A 16,177-nucleotide genomic window follows, 5' to 3' on the forward strand; every position below is an offset into this window, starting at 1 on the left:
TCCTACTTGAAAACTTATTTATTACTAAAGCTTGATACTAACTTACCGAAAGGACTTTTTTGTTGTGGAATTTCCTCTCCCTTTTCTACCTTCTTATAAATAAGAACTGCATCATCAAATGCCTTTTTTGTAAAACGGTCCATTTTGTTATAAACCTCTGGATCTATTTTTAGTAAATTTTGTCCTTCTAAAATACTAAAGTCTTTAAATTTGGCAAAAATGGACATTCCTTGCATTTTTTTAGCTGTTTGAATTCTATTTCTTTTATCAATACCCATTAATAGCACAACACCAGTACGAAATATCCCTTTGGATCTACCTATAGATACACGTCCCTTTTTTCTTAATTCAGTATAATGAGTATTGAAGTTTTTAATTTGTCCTGCACCTAATACTGTTTGTAGTATCCAAGCGGCCATAATACCGACCATAATTATCAAAATTCCCATGTTCAATAACCTCCAATACCTGAATTAAATTGATTCACATATTCCCAGTGCAGTCTCTTCATTTGTTACAAGGGTATTAATAAGCTTTCCATTCATTGCTCCGATAATGGATTGAACTTTTTCTTTAGAATATGCCACACCGATGGAATATCGTAATTCCTTTAATTTCTCTAAGCGGATTGCTATGGTTCTTTCTGAAATAGAGGATTGTATCACTTCTCCTTCTTTGGTATAAAAGCGAGAACAAATATCACCGATTGCGTTATGTTCTCTTAGTTCCAATTTTTCGGAATCACCTAGGAATCCTGACCAAACCATATTGGAAGAACTTATTTGAGCACCAATACCAACTAGGGCTACAGTTACCTTATCCCAAAGTTCAAGTATTTCTTTCATAAAGGTTGATTGTAAAATTTCCTTTGCAGTTTCTTCCGATTCGTAAATTGCTGCGGCATTAATAAAATGTGACCTCCCATTCAATGCACTTGATAACCTGAGAGCGATAGCGTTTACATGATAATCTGATTTCATCCCTCCAGGTCCACCGACTAATGGGACACATTCTATTTTTTTCGGCTTTAATTCATCTAATTGATGAATCATATTTCCTAATGTTGTACCCCATGCTACACCAACAATATCATCATCGAGAATAATTCTGTCTAATAACGAACCACAGGCTTTTCCAATGCTTTTCATTTTATCTTGATTACTTTGATTTTTATAAGAAGGGACAACAATGACCTCTTTCATTCCAAAATGTTTCGCAATCTTGTCTTCCAGGTCAAATAATGCATCAGAGCTACTTTGGATTTGTATTTTCACAATTCCTTTATCCTGTGCTTTCTTAAGCATTCTCCCGATTGTTGTTCGATAAATTCCTAATTCTTTAGAAATTTTAGCTTGGGTATAACCTTCTTCGTAATAGAGTTTAGCAATGCGATATAGTAATCGCTCCTCTTCCCAGTTCATTTTTCCCTCCACTAATTTTTCTATTCGTTTCACCATTGCACAAATGAGCAAACCGTATAACAAATGAGCAATATGAAACTGTTTACAATAATAGTACCATTGTCGAATTTTGTCAATAAGAAAATAGCAAATTCGATTTTTTTTGTAATTGTGATAGACTTTATATAAATTTTAGTTTGATTATAAGTACAAAAGTAATGTAAAAAGGGAAGGTAGATATTATGAAGGGTTTAGTTTTTTTTGATTTAGATGGAACACTTTTAAATAATAAATCTGATGTCGACCCCGATGTCATAGAATTAATTGAAACGCTTAAAAAGAATGATTATGAACCAATTATCGCTACTGGTAGAACCATTTTTGAGATCAAACACGTTATGGAAAAGACAGGAATTTCATCTATCATTTCTATGAATGGTCAACTTGGTATTTACCGTGGGAAAGAAGTCTTTGAAAAAACAATGGATGTTGAAGTTTTAAAAAGACTAAAAGAAATGGCACTTTCTAGAAATGAACATGTAGCTTTCTATAATGCCGATAGAATTGGAATTACAGGCCATAATGATACAGCAAGAAAGGCTTATGAATTAATACATGAACCAGTCCCAGGCATTGATGGAAGTATGTATGAGAAGGAAAAGATTAACATGGTCTTAGTTTTATCCGAAACAGGCGATAAAGGATATATGGAGGCATTTCCAGAGCTTTCATTTATACGAAATGGTCCTGCTAGTATAGATATCATTCCAAAAGGTGGTTCAAAAGCTGCGGGAATTAAAACCTTCTTGGAAACTCTAAAAATAAGTGGATTACCTACTTATGCTTTTGGTGATGGACTTAATGATATTGAAATGTTCGAATTAGTAGATTATGGTATCGCCATGGGAAATGCAAGAGAAGCATTGAAGGAAAAAGCATCCTATGTTACAGAAACGAATATGAATAACGGAATAGAACAAGGTTTAAAACATTATCATTTAATTTAGGTATGTCGAAAATTCGCCATAATTTGACAAGGTTCTTATACTTGTTATTTTTAGAATAATTGTAGTATTATAGTTTGCTATAAGGGACTTTTTTTTACCGTTTTTGTCGAAAAATGATGGAATTTGCGATAAGAGGAAATAATAATATATTTTTATAGGAGTAGATATCACATGATTCAAGGAATAGCAGCATCCCAGGGAATTGCAATTGCAAAAGCATACCGTTTAGAAACACCAGATTTAACTTTTGAAGCAAAAAAAATAGATAATCCTGAGGAGCAAATACAACGTTTGGAAGATGCATTGGAAGTTTCCAAACAAGAACTCGAAAAAATTAAAGCCCATACATTACAACAATTAGGTGAGGAACATGCGGAGATCTTCTCAGCACACCTTTTAGTTTTAAGTGATCCAGAACTAATTAATCCAATGAAAGATAAAATTACTTCAGACCTTGTACTTGCCGAACAAGCACTTGATGAAGTAGCAAACATGTTTATTGACATGTTTAAAAACATGGATAATGAATACATGCGTGAACGTGCAGCAGACATTCAAGATGTGACAAAACGTGTAATGGCGCATCTATTAAACGTTACCTTTCCAAATCCTGCATTAATCGATGAAGAAGTCATTGTTATTGCAAAGGATTTAACACCATCAGATACTGCACAATTAAATCGTGAGTTTGTAAAAGGATTCGCAACAGATATCGGTGGACGTACATCACACTCTGCTATCATGGCAAGATCATTAGAAATTCCAGCAGTGGTTGGTACAAAGAATATTACAGAAACCGTAAAACAAGATGAAATGGTAATCATCGATGGTTTAGACGGAAAAGTGATTGTTAATCCATCCGAAGAAGAGTTGGTAACCTATCGCGAGAAACAAGATGCCTATGCAAAACAACAAGAACAATGGGCTAAATTAAAAAATGAGCCAACCATGACAAAAGACGGTTCACATGTAGAGTTAGTAGCAAACATTGGTACACCAAATGATGTAGAAGGTGTCATTAATAATGGCGGTGAAGGTGTTGGACTTTACCGTACAGAGTTTCTTTACATGGGTAGAAGCGAACTGCCTTCTGAAGACGAACAATTTGAAGCATATAAATCTGTGTTAGAGCAAATGGGTGATAAACCCGTTGTTGTGCGTACATTAGATGTTGGTGGGGATAAGGAATTAGCTTATCTTGATTTACCAAAAGAAATGAATCCATTCTTAGGCTTCCGTGCCATTCGTTTCTGCTTAGAGAATGAAGATGTATTCCGCCCACAACTACGTGCATTACTACGCGCTAGCGTTTACGGAAACTTAAAAATCATGTTCCCAATGATTGCTACGCTTGAAGAATTCCGTCAAGCTAAAGCAATTTTACTAGATGAAAAAGAAGCCCTTCTTAATGAAGGAGTTAAAGTTTCAGATTCCATTGAAGTAGGAATCATGGTAGAAATTCCTTCCACCGCTGTTATAGCGAAACAATTTGCGAAAGAAGTAGATTTCTTCAGTGTAGGAACAAATGACTTAATACAGTATACAATGGCTGCTGACCGTATGAATGAGCGTGTTTCTTACTTATATCAACCATACCACCCAGCTATTTTGAATCTGGTAAACAATGTAATTGAAGCAGCACATAGTGAAGGAAAATGGGCTGGCATGTGTGGGGAAATGGCAGGAGATCCAATCGCAATTCCAATCTTACTTGGATTAGGATTAGATGAGTTTTCTATGAGCGCAACATCCATCCTACCAGCACGTACCCAAATCCGTGGTTTATCCAAAGAAGAAATTGCTTCCTATAAAGAAGAATTGCTATCCATGGCAACAGCGGAAGAAGTAGTTAACTTTATTCAAGAGAAAACAAAATAAGAACGAAAAGCGTGAGAGCCTTTAATTAGGTTTTCACGCTTTTTTATCCCACCTAAGCGGGCAGTAAGACTCCCGCCTCAAGCCTCTGAAGAAACAAAGAAGTTAGCTGGGAAATCAACTGTCTGAAAGGTCCTAACCATCAGTGAGGGATGAAGAACCCCCCACTGATGGAAATATTCTTTATAGTTATTTCTGATAACCTGCATCTACATTTTATTATTTCTATTACGAAATAATAAAATTAGTAATAAACCGGAGCCAAGGCCAATCACTCCACCTAATTCTACAGAACGAAATAAAATGCCTAACCCGACCCCGATTAATAAACAAACTAAGAAAAGTAATCCAATAAATGCATCATTCATTCCTTCACCTCCACGTTTTGCCTATACCATTACTTTATTCTTTCTATATAAAATTGGTTCGTTTTTAGAGGTTGTTCAAAGGCCTGGAACGTTACACATTTAGGCGAGCTCGGTCCTTTTCGTCCTCCTTTTTAAACTCACTTTTAGAATTTTTACAATATCAATGATTTTTAAAAATTCATTGTTGCTATATTCCTCTTTTCAAGGTTACAATATATTAAATATATAATTTATAAGGAAATATATGAGGTGATTCTGTGGGGAATAAAGTATCTATTGGTTTATTAGGTTTGGGTGTAGTTGGAACCGGGGTAATTAAAATCATTAAAGATCATCAAGAGAAGCTTGTTCATCAATTAGGATCGGACGTACAAGTGAAGAGTGCGTTAGTTCGCAGTTTGGACAAGGAACGTGATGTAAGCCTAGAAGGGACATTGCTCACTACTAACCCAGATGATATATTAAATGATCCGGAAATTGATATTATCGTTGAAGTTATGGGTGGCATCGATCAAACCCGTGAATATATATTAAAAGCATTTTCTACAAAGAAACATGTTGTTAGTGCAAATAAGGACTTAGTAGCACTGCACGGTCCGGAACTGCAAGAAGCTGCACGTAAAAACAAATGTGACTTCTATTACGAAGCAAGTGTTGCCGGTGGTATCCCAATATTAAGAGGTATTACTGAAGGGTTATCTTCCGACCGTATAACTAAAATAATGGGGATAGTTAACGGAACAACAAACTACATTTTAACCAAAATGGATAAAGAAGGTTCGAGCTACGATGTCGCTCTTAAGCAAGCCCAAGAACTTGGTTTTGCTGAAGCGGATCCGACCGCTGATGTTGAAGGTTTGGATGCAGCGCGAAAAATGGCGATTTTAGCACGATTAGCTTTTTCAATGGATGTTGATTTAGAAGATGTTAAAGTTAAAGGAATTTCCAATATTTCTTTAGATGACTTAAAATATGCCAATAAATTAGGGTACACGATGAAATTAATTGGTAATGCTGATTTTAAAGATGATAAAATAGAAGTAGATGTTCAACCAACCATGTTGGCAAAAAATCACCCATTGGCAAGTGTAAATGATGAATTTAATGCCGTTTATGTTTACGGGGATGCAGTAGGCGAAACCATGTTCTACGGTCCTGGCGCTGGAAGTCTTCCTACAGCTACCGCTATCACATCCGATGTCGTTTCGGTTATCAAAAACATGTTATTAGGTGTTACAGGCTCGCAACACCTTGATCCTCATTTTGATAAACAACTTAAAACAGCCGATAAACGTTTTGGACAGTATTATGTAAGATTACACGTAAAAGATGAAGTAGGAGTATTCTCACGTATATCTGCATTATTTAATGATTTAAATATTAGTTTCAAACGAATTTTACAAAACCCAATTATAAAAGATGAAAATGCAGAAATTATTGTTGTTACACACCAAACATCATTAGAAAACTTTCAAACTGCATTAAATCAATTAAAAGACCTTGATGCTGTTATTGAAACAAAAAGTTATTACAAAGTTGAAGGAGATGCTGAAAAATGAGTTGGCAAGGTTTACTACATGAATACAGAGATTTTTTACCCGTAACAGAAAAGACACCTAAACTTTCATTGCATGAAGGGAATACACCATTGATTCACTTTGCTAACTTATCAGAGCAACTCGGAATCGAACTATATGGAAAATATGAAGGACTTAACCCTACAGGTTCTTTTAAAGACCGTGGAATGGTTATGGCCGTGGCTAAAGCAATTGAAGAAGGAAGCCAATCTGTCATTTGTGCTTCTACCGGGAATACCTCTGCTGCAGCCGCTGCATATGCAGCAAGAGCCGGCATCCGAGCTGTTATTGTTATCCCTAAAGGAAAAGTAGCACTTGGTAAACTTGCTCAAGCCGTCATGTACGGAGCGGAAATTGTTGAAATTGATGGAAACTTTGACGAAGCATTAAAAATGGTTCGCGAAATTAGCAAAACTTCTCCAATTACACTTGTTAACTCGGTAAATCCGTATCGTCTAGAAGGGCAAAAAACTGCTGCATTTGAAATTTGTGATACATTAGGTTCAGCACCTGATATTCTAGCAATTCCAGTTGGTAATGCAGGTAACATCAGTGCATACTGGAAGGGATTCAAAGAATATAATGACAAAAAACAAACTGGTCTCCCTAAAATGTTTGGATTCGAAGCTGAGGGAGCTGCGGCTATCGTGAATGACAAAGTAATTGATCAGCCGGAAACAGTTGCAACCGCCATTCGTATTGGTAACCCAGCAAGCTGGAACTTAGCTGTCAATGCAAGAGATGAATCTAACGGCATGATTGGATCCGTTACTGATGAAGAAATCTTAAAGGCATTTAAACTCATTGCTAAATCAGAAGGAGTTTTTGCTGAACCAGGATCATGTGCTTCTATCGCCGGAGTTCTACAACAGGTAGAGAAAGGTACCATTGCTAAAGGGAGTAAGGTAGTTACGGTTCTAACTGGTAATGGCCTTAAAGATCCACAGACAGCAATTGACCAAATGGAAATTAACCCAGTATCTTTACCAAACGATGAAAAGGCTGTGAAAGAATATATTGAGTCTGTGGTGGGAGTATGAAGTCATTTCAAATCTCTGTCCCAGCAACATCGGCAAATGTAGGACCAGGATTTGATTCGATGGGACTTGCGTTAAAACTATACTTGACTTTGCAGGTTGAAAAGTCAGACCAGTGGGAATTTATACCCGCCTCTGTCCCTAACTCTGACATCCCTTATGAAGAGAATTTCATATACAAGATTGCAAAACAAATAGCGGAACGTCATAATAAAACACTTCCCCCATGCAAAGTAACAGAAATAAGTGATATTCCTTTAGCAAGGGGACTTGGAAGTAGCGCTTCTGCTATATTAGCTGGTATTGAAATTGCCAATCAAGTTTGTCATTTAAATCTAAGTGATGACGATAAATTACGTTATGGTACAGAAATAGAGGGTCATCCGGATAACATAGCACCTGCCCTATTTGGTGGATTAGTCATATCTACGGATTTTGGTGAGGAAATCGTCCATATGGACCTACCTAATTTGGAATTGGATACGGTGGTATACATTCCAAATATAAAATTAAAAACGGAAGCATCAAGGAAAGTACTTCCAGAAGCATACCCAATGAAAACCGCTGTAAAATCTAGTGGGATAGCCAATCTCGTAGTAGCAGCATTGTTACAAGGCGACTATACACTTGCAGGACGCATGATGGAAAAGGATTTATTCCACGAACCATTTCGGAAAGAACTTATTCCAAATTACGATAAAATACGTGAAGATGCAAAAGGTCTAGGTGCTTATGGCACTATTTTAAGTGGAGCTGGGCCAACTATGATTTCCTTTGTACCAGCTGGACAGGGTACAACTATTGCAGGGGCATTGCAACAAATATTGCCTGATTATAATGTTAAAGCCTTGAACATGTGTACAGAAGGTTTACAGGTTTTTTATCAAGAATAATCGAGAGAGGAAAACATTGTTTTTCCTCTTTTTTTTGTTCATAATAAAATTATCTTTATGTTTCAGAAAGGAGTTTCATGATGAATCAATCATTTGAAGCACTAGTTGTTGACAAACAAGAAGATACATTCTTAACAGAAGTGAAAACATTATCCATAGATGATTTACCAAAAGGAAACGTTCTAATCAAAGTCCATTATTCTGGTGTGAACTACAAGGATAGTCTAGCTGCTATTCCAAATGGAAATATTGTGAAATCCTATCCATTTGTACCAGGTATAGACTTAGCAGGTGTAGTAGTTTCCTCAGAAGACGATCGTTTTAAAGAAGGCGATCAAGTTATTGCCACAAGTTACGAAATCGGGGTATCCCACTTTGGTGGATATAGCGAGTATGCTAGAATTCCATCTGAATGGATCGTTCCCCTACCAGATGGATTGAGCCTAAAAGAAGCAATGATTATTGGAACTGCTGGATTTACAGCAGCTTTATCTGTTCAACGATTGTTAGAAAATCGTTTGAAACAAGAAAATGGTAAAGTCCTTGTTACAGGCGCTACCGGTGGTGTTGGAAGTTTCGCTACGGCCATCCTAGCAAAACTAGGCTTTGAGGTAGAAGCTAGTACAGGAAAAGACAGTGAGCACCAATACTTAAGAGACCTTGGCGCATCTTCCATTGCATCACGGGAAGAAGTGTATGATGGAAAGATCCGTGCACTTGGAAAACAAAAATGGGCAGCTGCAGTTGATCCGGTTGGCGGTGAAGTTCTAGCCTCGGTTCTTAGTAACATTCAATATGGAGGTTCAGTCGCGGTAAGTGGGTTAACTGCTGGTAATAAAGTTCCAACAACTGTTTTTCCATTTATTCTTCGTGGCGTTAACCTCCTTGGAATTGACTCTGTATTTTGTCCAATGGAAACACGTGTAAATATATGGGAACGACTAGCGTCTGATTTTAAACTGAACGATTTAGATTCCCTTGTACAACAGGAAATTACCTTACAACAGCTCCCTGACGTTTTACCAACCCTTTTGAAAAGTGAAGCACGCGGGAGAACCATCGTTACATTATAAGTTTCGGATTAGAAAACTGGCATTCGCTAATATAAAGCGAATGCCAGTTTTCTAATTAAATAACAGGATAATAAGCTTCATATCTTGGATGATAGTAATATGGTGGCCTGTTCCCTATCATCGGCAATTTAAAGGGCTTTTGGTTTTTATTATAATATACCGCTACCTTTTCATTAGATTGATTGATTAACAAATATTTAACTTCAGGATTATAATAATACTTCACAACATCCCTCCTAACATTCATCTTTCTTACACAGTATTCGAAAATTAACTAAAGTGAGCACGTACCTTCTATTCAAGCACAAGTATCGCCCAATCATCATAAATTAATCTTAACGTTTAACTATAGGAGGAAAGATAATGTCCAATGATAAAACCAATAATCAAGATTACCCTTTGTACCCGAATTACGGAAAAATCACGAAGTATGAGGATGTTGCGATTACAGTACCTGAACAAAGGCAATACTTCCAGCCTGGGGTAGAGAGTCTCATGGTTCCGCAACCAATTATAGAAAACCCTAATTATAAAGGTAGTGGGAAATTAAAGAATAAAGTAGCTCTTATTACTGGCGGTGATAGTGGAATCGGAGCAGCTGCAGCTATTGCTTTTGCGAAAGAAGGAGCAGATATTGCGATATCCTATTTAAACGAACATGAAGATGCCCATCGAACAAAGAACAGAATTGAAGAATTAGGACAACGCTGTCTAACACTGCCGGGAGATCTTCGGGAAAAACAACAATGCGTTCACATTGTTCGTAAGACAATAGAAACATTTGGTAAACTCGATATTCTTTGTAATCATGTAGGAATTCAATTCCAACAATTAAGCTTATTAGATATTACGGATGAACAATTTGATGATACATTTAAAGTCAATGTGTATTCCCATTTTTACACAACAAGAGAAGCACTTAAATACTTAAAAGCCGGAAGTTCCATTATTAACACTTCCTCTGTCGTTGCATTCGATGGAAATGATCAACTCATCGAGTATTCTGCAACGAAAGCAGCTATTGTTGGGTTTACACGTGCGTTGGCAAGAAATTTAGTAAAAAAGGGAATCCGGGTAAATGCTATTGCTCCTGGGCGAATATGGACACCTTTAATACCATCTAGCTTTTCCGCTGATCAAGTATCTCTTGCGGGTAACCCTATGGATCGCCAAGGTCAACCATTTGAACTCGCCCCAGCCTTTGTGTATCTTGCCTCAGATGATTCAAGATTTGTAACAGGTCAAGTTCAACACGTAAACGGCGGCCAAGTCTTTGGCTAAAGAGCAAAAATGAGCCCTTCTGGGAGCTCATTTTTGTATCTAGCCCATTAATGCCGTCATTAATGCCTTTTGTGCGTGTAGACGGTTCTCTGCTTGTTGGAAGACTACAGAATGTTTTCCATCAATAACTTCTGCAGTAACCTCTTCTTCACGATGCGCTGGTAAGCAATGCATAAAAGAGACATCCGACTTCGCTAAAGATAAAAGTTCTTTATTTACTTGATATCCCTTAAAGGCTATTTCACGTTTCGCTTGTTCTGCTTCTTGCCCCATACTTGCCCAAACATCTGTATAAATGACATCAGCATTTACTACTGCTTCTTTCGGGTCTTCCATTACACTTATCATTGCCCCATGTGATTTCGCGATATGTTGTGCTCTGGCTACAATGGTAGGATCAGGCTGATAACCTTGAGGTGCTACGACAGTTAACTCCATTCCCATCAAGGCTGCACCAATCATAAGGGAATGAGCCATATTATTCCCATCACCTATGTATACCATTTTCACACCATTAAGTGCACCTTTTACTTCTTTAACCGTTTGTAAATCAGCAAGAACTTGGCATGGGTGATAGGTATCAGTTAATCCATTAATAACTGGGATACTAGCATATTTAGCCAATTCGTCTACCACTTTTTGTGAAAACGTACGAATCATCATTCCATCTAAATATCCGGATAAAACTTGAGCAGTATCAGCAATCGTTTCCCCTCTTCCAATTTGGATATCTTTAGAGGAAAGAAAAATCCCCATTCCACCAAGTTGATAAATACCAGCTTCAAAAGAAACCCGGGTTCTAGTAGACGACTTTTCAAAAATCATTCCTAACGTTTTCCCTTTTAAAGGTTCAAACGTAATCCCTTTTTTTCTTTGATTCTTTAAATAATCTGCTAAATCTAATAGATAATTTATTTCATCTTTTGTATAGTCAGCAAGTGTTAAAAAGTCACGTCCATGTAGTTCATGATTATTAAACGTTATTTGATTGTCCTTAGTTATCATAAGGTTCCCCCCCAAATTCATCTGTATACGAATTATTATGCATCACTGGGAATAAATATACAATACCTATTTTATTATTTTCTACCAAATAAAGTGGAAATGCTAAGAAGCCGTAACAAAATGATTGCTACGGCGCTCTGCTACTATAATCTCTTCAAAATAACGACCTTCAAATAATTTCCTTGTGGGAAACTCCGATCTGTTTGAAAATCGCTCGGCAAATCAAACTCCTCTAAAATCTTATAGTTTGTCCCACTATCCTTAAATCCTTTATCTATAAACCCTTTGAATTTCTTCATACTAAAAGAAGCATTGTTTGTGGACGCAACAATGATTCCACCTTTTCCCGTAATGGCAATTGTATCTTTTATTAAGGACGGGTAATCCTTCGCAGTACTAAACGTTCGCTTCTTGGAGCGAGCAAAACTCGGCGGATCTAAAATAACTAAATCAAATACCAAATTCTTTCGGTTTGCATATTTAAAGTAATCAAACACATCCATCACAATGATGTCTTGTTCTTCAAAATCAATTCCATTCGCACTGAATTGTTCAATTGTTTTACTTTTACTACGCTTTGCCAAATCCACGCTTGTTGTTTTCTTAGCTCCGCCTAAAGCAGCCGCTACAGAAAAAGCCCCTGTATAAGAAAAAGTATTTAACACATTTTTCCCTTTAGCATATTTATCACGAATAATCTTCCTTACATTACGTTGATCAAGAAATATCCCCACCATTGCACCGTCATTTAAATAAACAGCATAATTCATTCCATTTTCTTTCACAATGATTGGAAATTCTCCCCGTTCCCCTTTCACAAAATCATCATCATTGATATATTTCCCTTTTGTATCAAAACGTTTTTTCTCATAAATTGCTTTGTACTCTCCGATTTCGTCTAATACATCTATAACCGTTTCTTTAAAAGAGTAGGCGCCCTCACTATACCAATTAATGACATAATAACCGTCATAATAATCAATAGTGATGCCACCAATTCCATCTCCTTCCCCATTAAATATACGGAACGCATTTGTATTTTCATCCTGGAAGAATGCTTTCCTTTTATCGATTGCATTCGAGATTTTCTTTTTGAAAAAGGAAAAATCTATATTTTCATGTTGTTTATCGGATAATACCCAACCTAAACCTTTATTTTGTTTTCCATAATAACCTTTAGCAATAAATTTTCCATTTGGTTCTACTAAATGAATGATGGAGCCTTCCTTTTGAATATCTTCTGAGTTGATAATCGTATCCTTATTGATTAATGGAAAATGTCTTTGATATTGATTGATATAACTAGCTTTCACTTTTAATTCTATTGGTTTCATATTTTCATCCTTTACCAGCCTTTATTCTAAGTATACCCGTTATAGTCATAAAAAACCTGAGTAACCACTATGCTTGTTACTCAGGTTTTACCAATTAATTTAAAACTTCTTTAAGAGCATTAAGGAAAAATTCATTCTCCTCTTTCGTTCCAATCGTCACACGAACATACTCTGGTAGACCCCAGATTTTTCCGTAGCGTACAATGACACCCTTAGCTAATAGTTCATTGTATAACTTTTCAGCATCTGATCCTAATTGTAATAAAATAAAATTACTCATTGTTTCTACATAATTTAAACCTAGTTCAGAAAATGCTTGATAAAGCTCTTTTGCACCAGAAGCGTTCGCCTCTTTAGAAGCATTCACATGGTCCTCATCTAGAATAGCAGCCTTTGCAGCAGCTTGTGCTATACTGTTCACATTAAATGGTTCTTTTACTTTTAAGATTGTTTGAATAATTCCTTCCGAGGCAACACCAAACCCAACGCGTAATCCAGCTAAACCATATATTTTAGAGAATGTTTGTAGCACTAGAACATTTTTACCAGTCTTTACAAATTCAATTCCATCCGTATAATCTTCAGCTGTTGCGTAATGACTATATGCACCATCAAAAACTACTAATACTCTTTCCGGTACTGCATTTAATAGAGTTTCCAAATCAGCTTTTGCTAAATATGTACCTGTAGGGTTATTTGGTGAACAAATATAAAGTAATTTTGTCTTATCTGTTATAGCATCTACCATTTTTTGAACATTAAACTGAAACCCTTCGTCAAACGGAACGGGAACAACAGTAGCCCCCATTAGGTCAGCACCAAAGTCATACTCGCTAAACGATGGGGATGGTACCACGATTTCATCTCCTACATCTAAGAAGGCTTCTGATATTAAAGTAATCAATTCATCCGCACCGTTTGTGACAATAACTTGTTGTTTGGAAACATCTAATTTTCCCGAAATAGCTTCTTTTAATGCAGCTGTATCTGCATCTGGATAACGATTTAGTTCTGCTAATCTCTCAGATATTGCCGCCACACCTTTAGGTGATGGTCCTAAAGGGTTTTCATTAGAAGCTAATTTTACAACCTTTTCTAAGCCCAACTCTTCTTGTAACTCCCAAATAGGTTTTCCAGGAGAGTATGGTTTAATTTTTTCCAAGACTTTACGCGGTTTAACAGTCATATATGTATCTCCCTTTCTCAATTTCAATAACAAATTTAAGTAGATTGTTTCATTTAATTCATTCCATTATATAATATAAAGTTTCAATATGGTAGAAGAAATATTCTCAATTTATATACCCTTTTTTAAATATATGGTATTTCTCAAAGTCTTGAAGAATATTTTGACGTAATAATTTTTTTGCATCTTTTTGATTAGCCCAGTAGAAGTCGGTATGTTCATTTGATAGTGTAACTTCATCATTATCAGTACTACATAGATAATGCAAAAAAATTAATTGTCTATCCGGGTCATCGTTGATGGTGGTTGCATATAATATTTTCTCTGGAATGACTTTTAAGCCTGTTTCCTCTTCAATTTCTCGTATAAGCGATTCTTCTAATTCCTCGCCATTTTTTAGCTTTCCCCCAGCTAATTCCCATTCCCCACCTCCAAATTTATTATGTGAAGATCGTTTAAGGAGTAAAATTTCCCCATTATATATGATAAGACCTTTTACAATGACAACCATTTTCTTTTCCACTATTATACAACTCCCGAGTGTCTTTAAATGACGTGTTCAAAAAGGAGGATGAAAAGGACCGAGGTCGGCTAAGATCGCAACGTCCTGGGGCTCCGATTACTCGCCCCACCGTAAAGATTTGTTGCAACGCCGACACTAGCACGTCTGTGCGTCGCAATTCGAGGCGGGCGTAGCTCCCGGAAACGGAACGTATGCAATTAATACGTGAGTAGCGGTGAGTCTTGCATTCGTGCGAAATGCGAAGTGTCATTTTCACCGGACTTTTTGAACAACCTCTTAAAGTTTTTCAATTAACTCTAGCCTAAACTCTCCAACCTTATTCTCTTCATATAAATTCGTAATCGATGTTGAATAATTATAAATAACTGCTTCAAAATCTAATTCCTCATCTGGAATCTCTATACGATAGTCATTTTTATAAAGCAATGTAGTAATTTCATGATAGTCTTCACTTTTAACTTGAAATTCAAAGGAAATCAACAAAGCTTCCTTTCCGTCTTTTTGTATGACATCCTTGGTAAGGTTCTCTACATGAAGTGCCCTATCATTAATTTTTACTTTAGCCATTTCATACATCCTCTCTTTATCTCATAATAAAAGACTTTGACTATTATTTGTAGAAATTCAACTTTCATGTGAAAGAAATTTTACGGTAAACATGCTAAGATAATAGTTAGAACACAATGATCAATAGGAGAAAAACAAATGAAAATTTATGTTGATGCTGACGCTTGTCCAGTAAAGGATATTGTCATTACGGAAGGAACAAAATTCAATCTTCCTGTCATTCTTGTCACTAGTTTCTCACATTACTCAAATGAAAGACAACCAAATGGCGTTGAAACTATTTATGTGGATACTGGAGCAGATTCTGCCGATTACCGTATTATGAAACTTGCTAAACAGGGAGATATAATTATCACGCAAGACTACGGACTTGCTTCCCTTGGTCTAGGTAAAGGTTGTTGTGTATTACATCATAAAGGATTTAGATACAATAATGAAAACATTGATCAACTTCTTCAAACTAGATATTTAAGTGCTATGGCACGTAAAAGTGGAAAGCGAACAAAAGGTCCGAAACCTTTTACAGAAGAAGATCGAATGAAATTCAAAAAACTTTTTGTTAAAATGTTAAAAGGACTCATAGAAAGATAAGAAGGAAAAGGTAGAGCTGCATAGTTAGTATCGGAAACCTAACCATAAGCCTGTGATTGATTATTGTATATTTAAAATAAAGTTTGATTACTTAAATTAAAATGGCAGGATAACAAGAAGAATTAACAGGAGCTGTTGGGTATAATCATAAACACAAAAATAATATTAATTTACATTTTATTAGAGTTGCTTTGTGGACTGGATTTAGTTTTAATTACCTTTACACATCAATTTTGATGTGTTTTTATTATTATTGCGAGGAGGCACCATTTTAATGAAATTAAAAAAGACGTATTCAATTATGTTCTTAATTTTATATATTCTTATCATATTTCTCCTTGTTATTTGGAGTAATTCAGATTTTTTTGTTTGGATATATACAATTGTAACTGCTAAACTAGACTCAACAGTTTTCCACAAATAAAAGTAAACGGTTTTCTCCAAATAAGACTAAACAGTT

17 protein-coding genes are annotated in these 16,177 nt (G+C 36.0%); 8 read left to right on the top strand and 9 right to left on the bottom strand.

The window, feature by feature from the left end:
- Positions 1-14 precede the first annotated feature (14 nt).
- On the bottom strand, positions 15-449 hold the full coding sequence (locus ACFQ18_RS10465) for a transcriptional regulator GutM (protein WP_047185619.1): 435 nt from the start codon (positions 447-449) through the stop codon (positions 15-17).
- 24 nt (positions 450-473) lie between these two features.
- The gene (locus ACFQ18_RS10470) at positions 474-1,421 is read right to left on the bottom strand and encodes a sugar-binding transcriptional regulator (RefSeq protein WP_047185620.1); all 948 of its coding nucleotides are present in this window, start codon (positions 1,419-1,421) and stop codon (positions 474-476) included.
- Between the two features lie 221 nt (positions 1,422-1,642).
- Here ACFQ18_RS10470 and ACFQ18_RS10475 point away from each other — a divergent pair, with 221 nt between their 5' ends.
- Together ACFQ18_RS10475 and ptsP are read left to right on the top strand one after the other, a co-directional pair.
- Positions 1,643-2,407 (top strand): Cof-type HAD-IIB family hydrolase, encoded by a 765-nt coding sequence (locus tag ACFQ18_RS10475; RefSeq protein ID WP_204798292.1) that lies wholly within the window; start codon positions 1,643-1,645, stop codon positions 2,405-2,407.
- Positions 2,408-2,578: 171 nt separating this feature from the next.
- On the top strand, positions 2,579-4,285 hold the full coding sequence (gene ptsP / locus ACFQ18_RS10480) for a phosphoenolpyruvate--protein phosphotransferase (RefSeq protein ID WP_047185622.1): 1,707 nt from the start codon (positions 2,579-2,581) through the stop codon (positions 4,283-4,285).
- Positions 4,286-4,491: 206 nt separating this feature from the next.
- Here ptsP and ACFQ18_RS10485 read toward each other — a convergent pair whose 3' ends face one another.
- Positions 4,492-4,650, bottom strand: a complete 159-nt coding sequence (locus ACFQ18_RS10485) for a hypothetical protein (RefSeq protein ID WP_204798293.1) — start codon at positions 4,648-4,650, stop codon at positions 4,492-4,494.
- A gap of 257 nt (positions 4,651-4,907) precedes the next feature.
- On the opposite strand from ACFQ18_RS10485, the gene ACFQ18_RS10490 reads away from it, so the two are divergent.
- The 4 genes from ACFQ18_RS10490 to ACFQ18_RS10505 all read left to right on the top strand — a co-directional run bounded on the left by ACFQ18_RS10490 (position 4,908) and on the right by ACFQ18_RS10505 (position 9,230).
- Entirely contained in the window at positions 4,908-6,209 is a 1,302-nt protein-coding gene (locus ACFQ18_RS10490; RefSeq protein ID WP_047185623.1) for a homoserine dehydrogenase, read from the top strand.
- Entirely contained in the window at positions 6,206-7,267 is a 1,062-nt protein-coding gene (thrC, locus tag ACFQ18_RS10495; protein ID WP_047185624.1) for a threonine synthase, read from the top strand. The genes ACFQ18_RS10490 and thrC overlap by 4 nt, the downstream gene beginning before the upstream one ends.
- Entirely contained in the window at positions 7,264-8,157 is an 894-nt protein-coding gene (thrB, locus tag ACFQ18_RS10500) for a homoserine kinase (protein ID WP_047185625.1), read from the top strand. The genes thrC and thrB overlap by 4 nt, the downstream gene beginning before the upstream one ends.
- Before the next feature lie 80 nt (positions 8,158-8,237).
- Entirely contained in the window at positions 8,238-9,230 is a 993-nt protein-coding gene (locus ACFQ18_RS10505; RefSeq protein WP_204798294.1) for an NADPH:quinone oxidoreductase family protein, read from the top strand.
- 55 nt (positions 9,231-9,285) lie between these two features.
- Here the strand turns inward: ACFQ18_RS10505 and ACFQ18_RS10510 are convergent, their stop codons facing one another.
- On the bottom strand, positions 9,286-9,456 hold the full coding sequence (locus ACFQ18_RS10510; RefSeq protein ID WP_204798295.1) for a hypothetical protein: 171 nt from the start codon (positions 9,454-9,456) through the stop codon (positions 9,286-9,288).
- A gap of 137 nt (positions 9,457-9,593) precedes the next feature.
- Between ACFQ18_RS10510 and ACFQ18_RS10515 the strand changes: the two genes are divergently transcribed.
- Positions 9,594-10,511: an SDR family oxidoreductase gene (locus tag ACFQ18_RS10515; RefSeq protein WP_047185628.1), complete on the top strand. Its 918-nt coding sequence runs from the start codon at positions 9,594-9,596 to the stop codon at positions 10,509-10,511.
- Positions 10,512-10,550: 39 nt separating this feature from the next.
- Here ACFQ18_RS10515 and argF read toward each other — a convergent pair whose 3' ends face one another.
- The 5 genes from argF to ACFQ18_RS10540 all read right to left on the bottom strand — a co-directional run bounded on the left by argF (position 10,551) and on the right by ACFQ18_RS10540 (position 15,126).
- Complete coding sequence (argF, locus tag ACFQ18_RS10520) at positions 10,551-11,516, bottom strand: ornithine carbamoyltransferase (protein WP_204798296.1); 966 nt, start codon at positions 11,514-11,516, stop codon at positions 10,551-10,553.
- A gap of 143 nt (positions 11,517-11,659) precedes the next feature.
- The gene (locus tag ACFQ18_RS10525) at positions 11,660-12,850 is read right to left on the bottom strand and encodes a class I SAM-dependent rRNA methyltransferase (RefSeq protein ID WP_204798297.1); all 1,191 of its coding nucleotides are present in this window, start codon (positions 12,848-12,850) and stop codon (positions 11,660-11,662) included.
- 94 nt (positions 12,851-12,944) lie between these two features.
- Positions 12,945-14,036, bottom strand: coding sequence for a histidinol-phosphate transaminase (hisC, locus tag ACFQ18_RS10530; RefSeq protein WP_204798298.1), 1,092 nt, complete (start codon positions 14,034-14,036; stop codon positions 12,945-12,947).
- A gap of 106 nt (positions 14,037-14,142) precedes the next feature.
- Positions 14,143-14,559: an NUDIX hydrolase gene (locus ACFQ18_RS10535; protein WP_379566312.1), complete on the bottom strand. Its 417-nt coding sequence runs from the start codon at positions 14,557-14,559 to the stop codon at positions 14,143-14,145.
- A gap of 276 nt (positions 14,560-14,835) precedes the next feature.
- Positions 14,836-15,126 carry a YkvR family protein gene (locus ACFQ18_RS10540; RefSeq protein ID WP_257456600.1) on the bottom strand — a complete coding sequence of 97 codons (291 nt, stop codon included), beginning with the start codon at positions 15,124-15,126 and terminating at the stop codon, positions 14,836-14,838.
- A 138-nt stretch (positions 15,127-15,264) separates the two neighbouring features.
- Here ACFQ18_RS10540 and ACFQ18_RS10545 point away from each other — a divergent pair, with 138 nt between their 5' ends.
- Positions 15,265-15,717, top strand: coding sequence for a YaiI/YqxD family protein (locus ACFQ18_RS10545; protein WP_204798300.1), 453 nt, complete (start codon positions 15,265-15,267; stop codon positions 15,715-15,717).
- Positions 15,718-16,177 lie beyond the last annotated feature (460 nt).

This window comes from Oceanobacillus caeni, assembly GCF_042678465.1.
GTDB lineage: Bacteria > Bacillota > Bacilli > Bacillales > Amphibacillaceae > Oceanobacillus > Oceanobacillus caeni.

Excerpts from the sequence above, each read along its gene's own strand:
- ACFQ18_RS10465 (WP_047185619.1), bottom strand. The coding sequence starts at position 449 with ATGGGAATTTTGATAATTATGGTCGGTATTATGGCCGCTTGGATACTA.
- ACFQ18_RS10470 (WP_047185620.1), bottom strand. The coding sequence starts at position 1,421 with ATGAACTGGGAAGAGGAGCGATTACTATATCGCATTGCTAAACTCTAT.
- ACFQ18_RS10475 (WP_204798292.1), top strand. The coding sequence starts at position 1,643 with ATGAAGGGTTTAGTTTTTTTTGATTTAGATGGAACACTTTTAAATAAT.
- ptsP (WP_047185622.1), top strand. The coding sequence starts at position 2,579 with ATGATTCAAGGAATAGCAGCATCCCAGGGAATTGCAATTGCAAAAGCA.
- ACFQ18_RS10485 (WP_204798293.1), bottom strand. The coding sequence starts at position 4,650 with ATGAATGATGCATTTATTGGATTACTTTTCTTAGTTTGTTTATTAATC.
- thrC (WP_047185624.1), top strand. The coding sequence starts at position 6,206 with ATGAGTTGGCAAGGTTTACTACATGAATACAGAGATTTTTTACCCGTA.
- thrB (WP_047185625.1), top strand. The coding sequence starts at position 7,264 with ATGAAGTCATTTCAAATCTCTGTCCCAGCAACATCGGCAAATGTAGGA.
- ACFQ18_RS10505 (WP_204798294.1), top strand. The coding sequence starts at position 8,238 with ATGAATCAATCATTTGAAGCACTAGTTGTTGACAAACAAGAAGATACA.
- ACFQ18_RS10515 (WP_047185628.1), top strand. The coding sequence starts at position 9,594 with ATGTCCAATGATAAAACCAATAATCAAGATTACCCTTTGTACCCGAAT.
- argF (WP_204798296.1), bottom strand. The coding sequence starts at position 11,516 with ATGATAACTAAGGACAATCAAATAACGTTTAATAATCATGAACTACAT.
- ACFQ18_RS10525 (WP_204798297.1), bottom strand. The coding sequence starts at position 12,850 with ATGAAACCAATAGAATTAAAAGTGAAAGCTAGTTATATCAATCAATAT.
- hisC (WP_204798298.1), bottom strand. The coding sequence starts at position 14,036 with ATGACTGTTAAACCGCGTAAAGTCTTGGAAAAAATTAAACCATACTCT.
- ACFQ18_RS10540 (WP_257456600.1), bottom strand. The coding sequence starts at position 15,126 with ATGGCTAAAGTAAAAATTAATGATAGGGCACTTCATGTAGAGAACCTT.
- ACFQ18_RS10545 (WP_204798300.1), top strand. The coding sequence starts at position 15,265 with ATGAAAATTTATGTTGATGCTGACGCTTGTCCAGTAAAGGATATTGTC.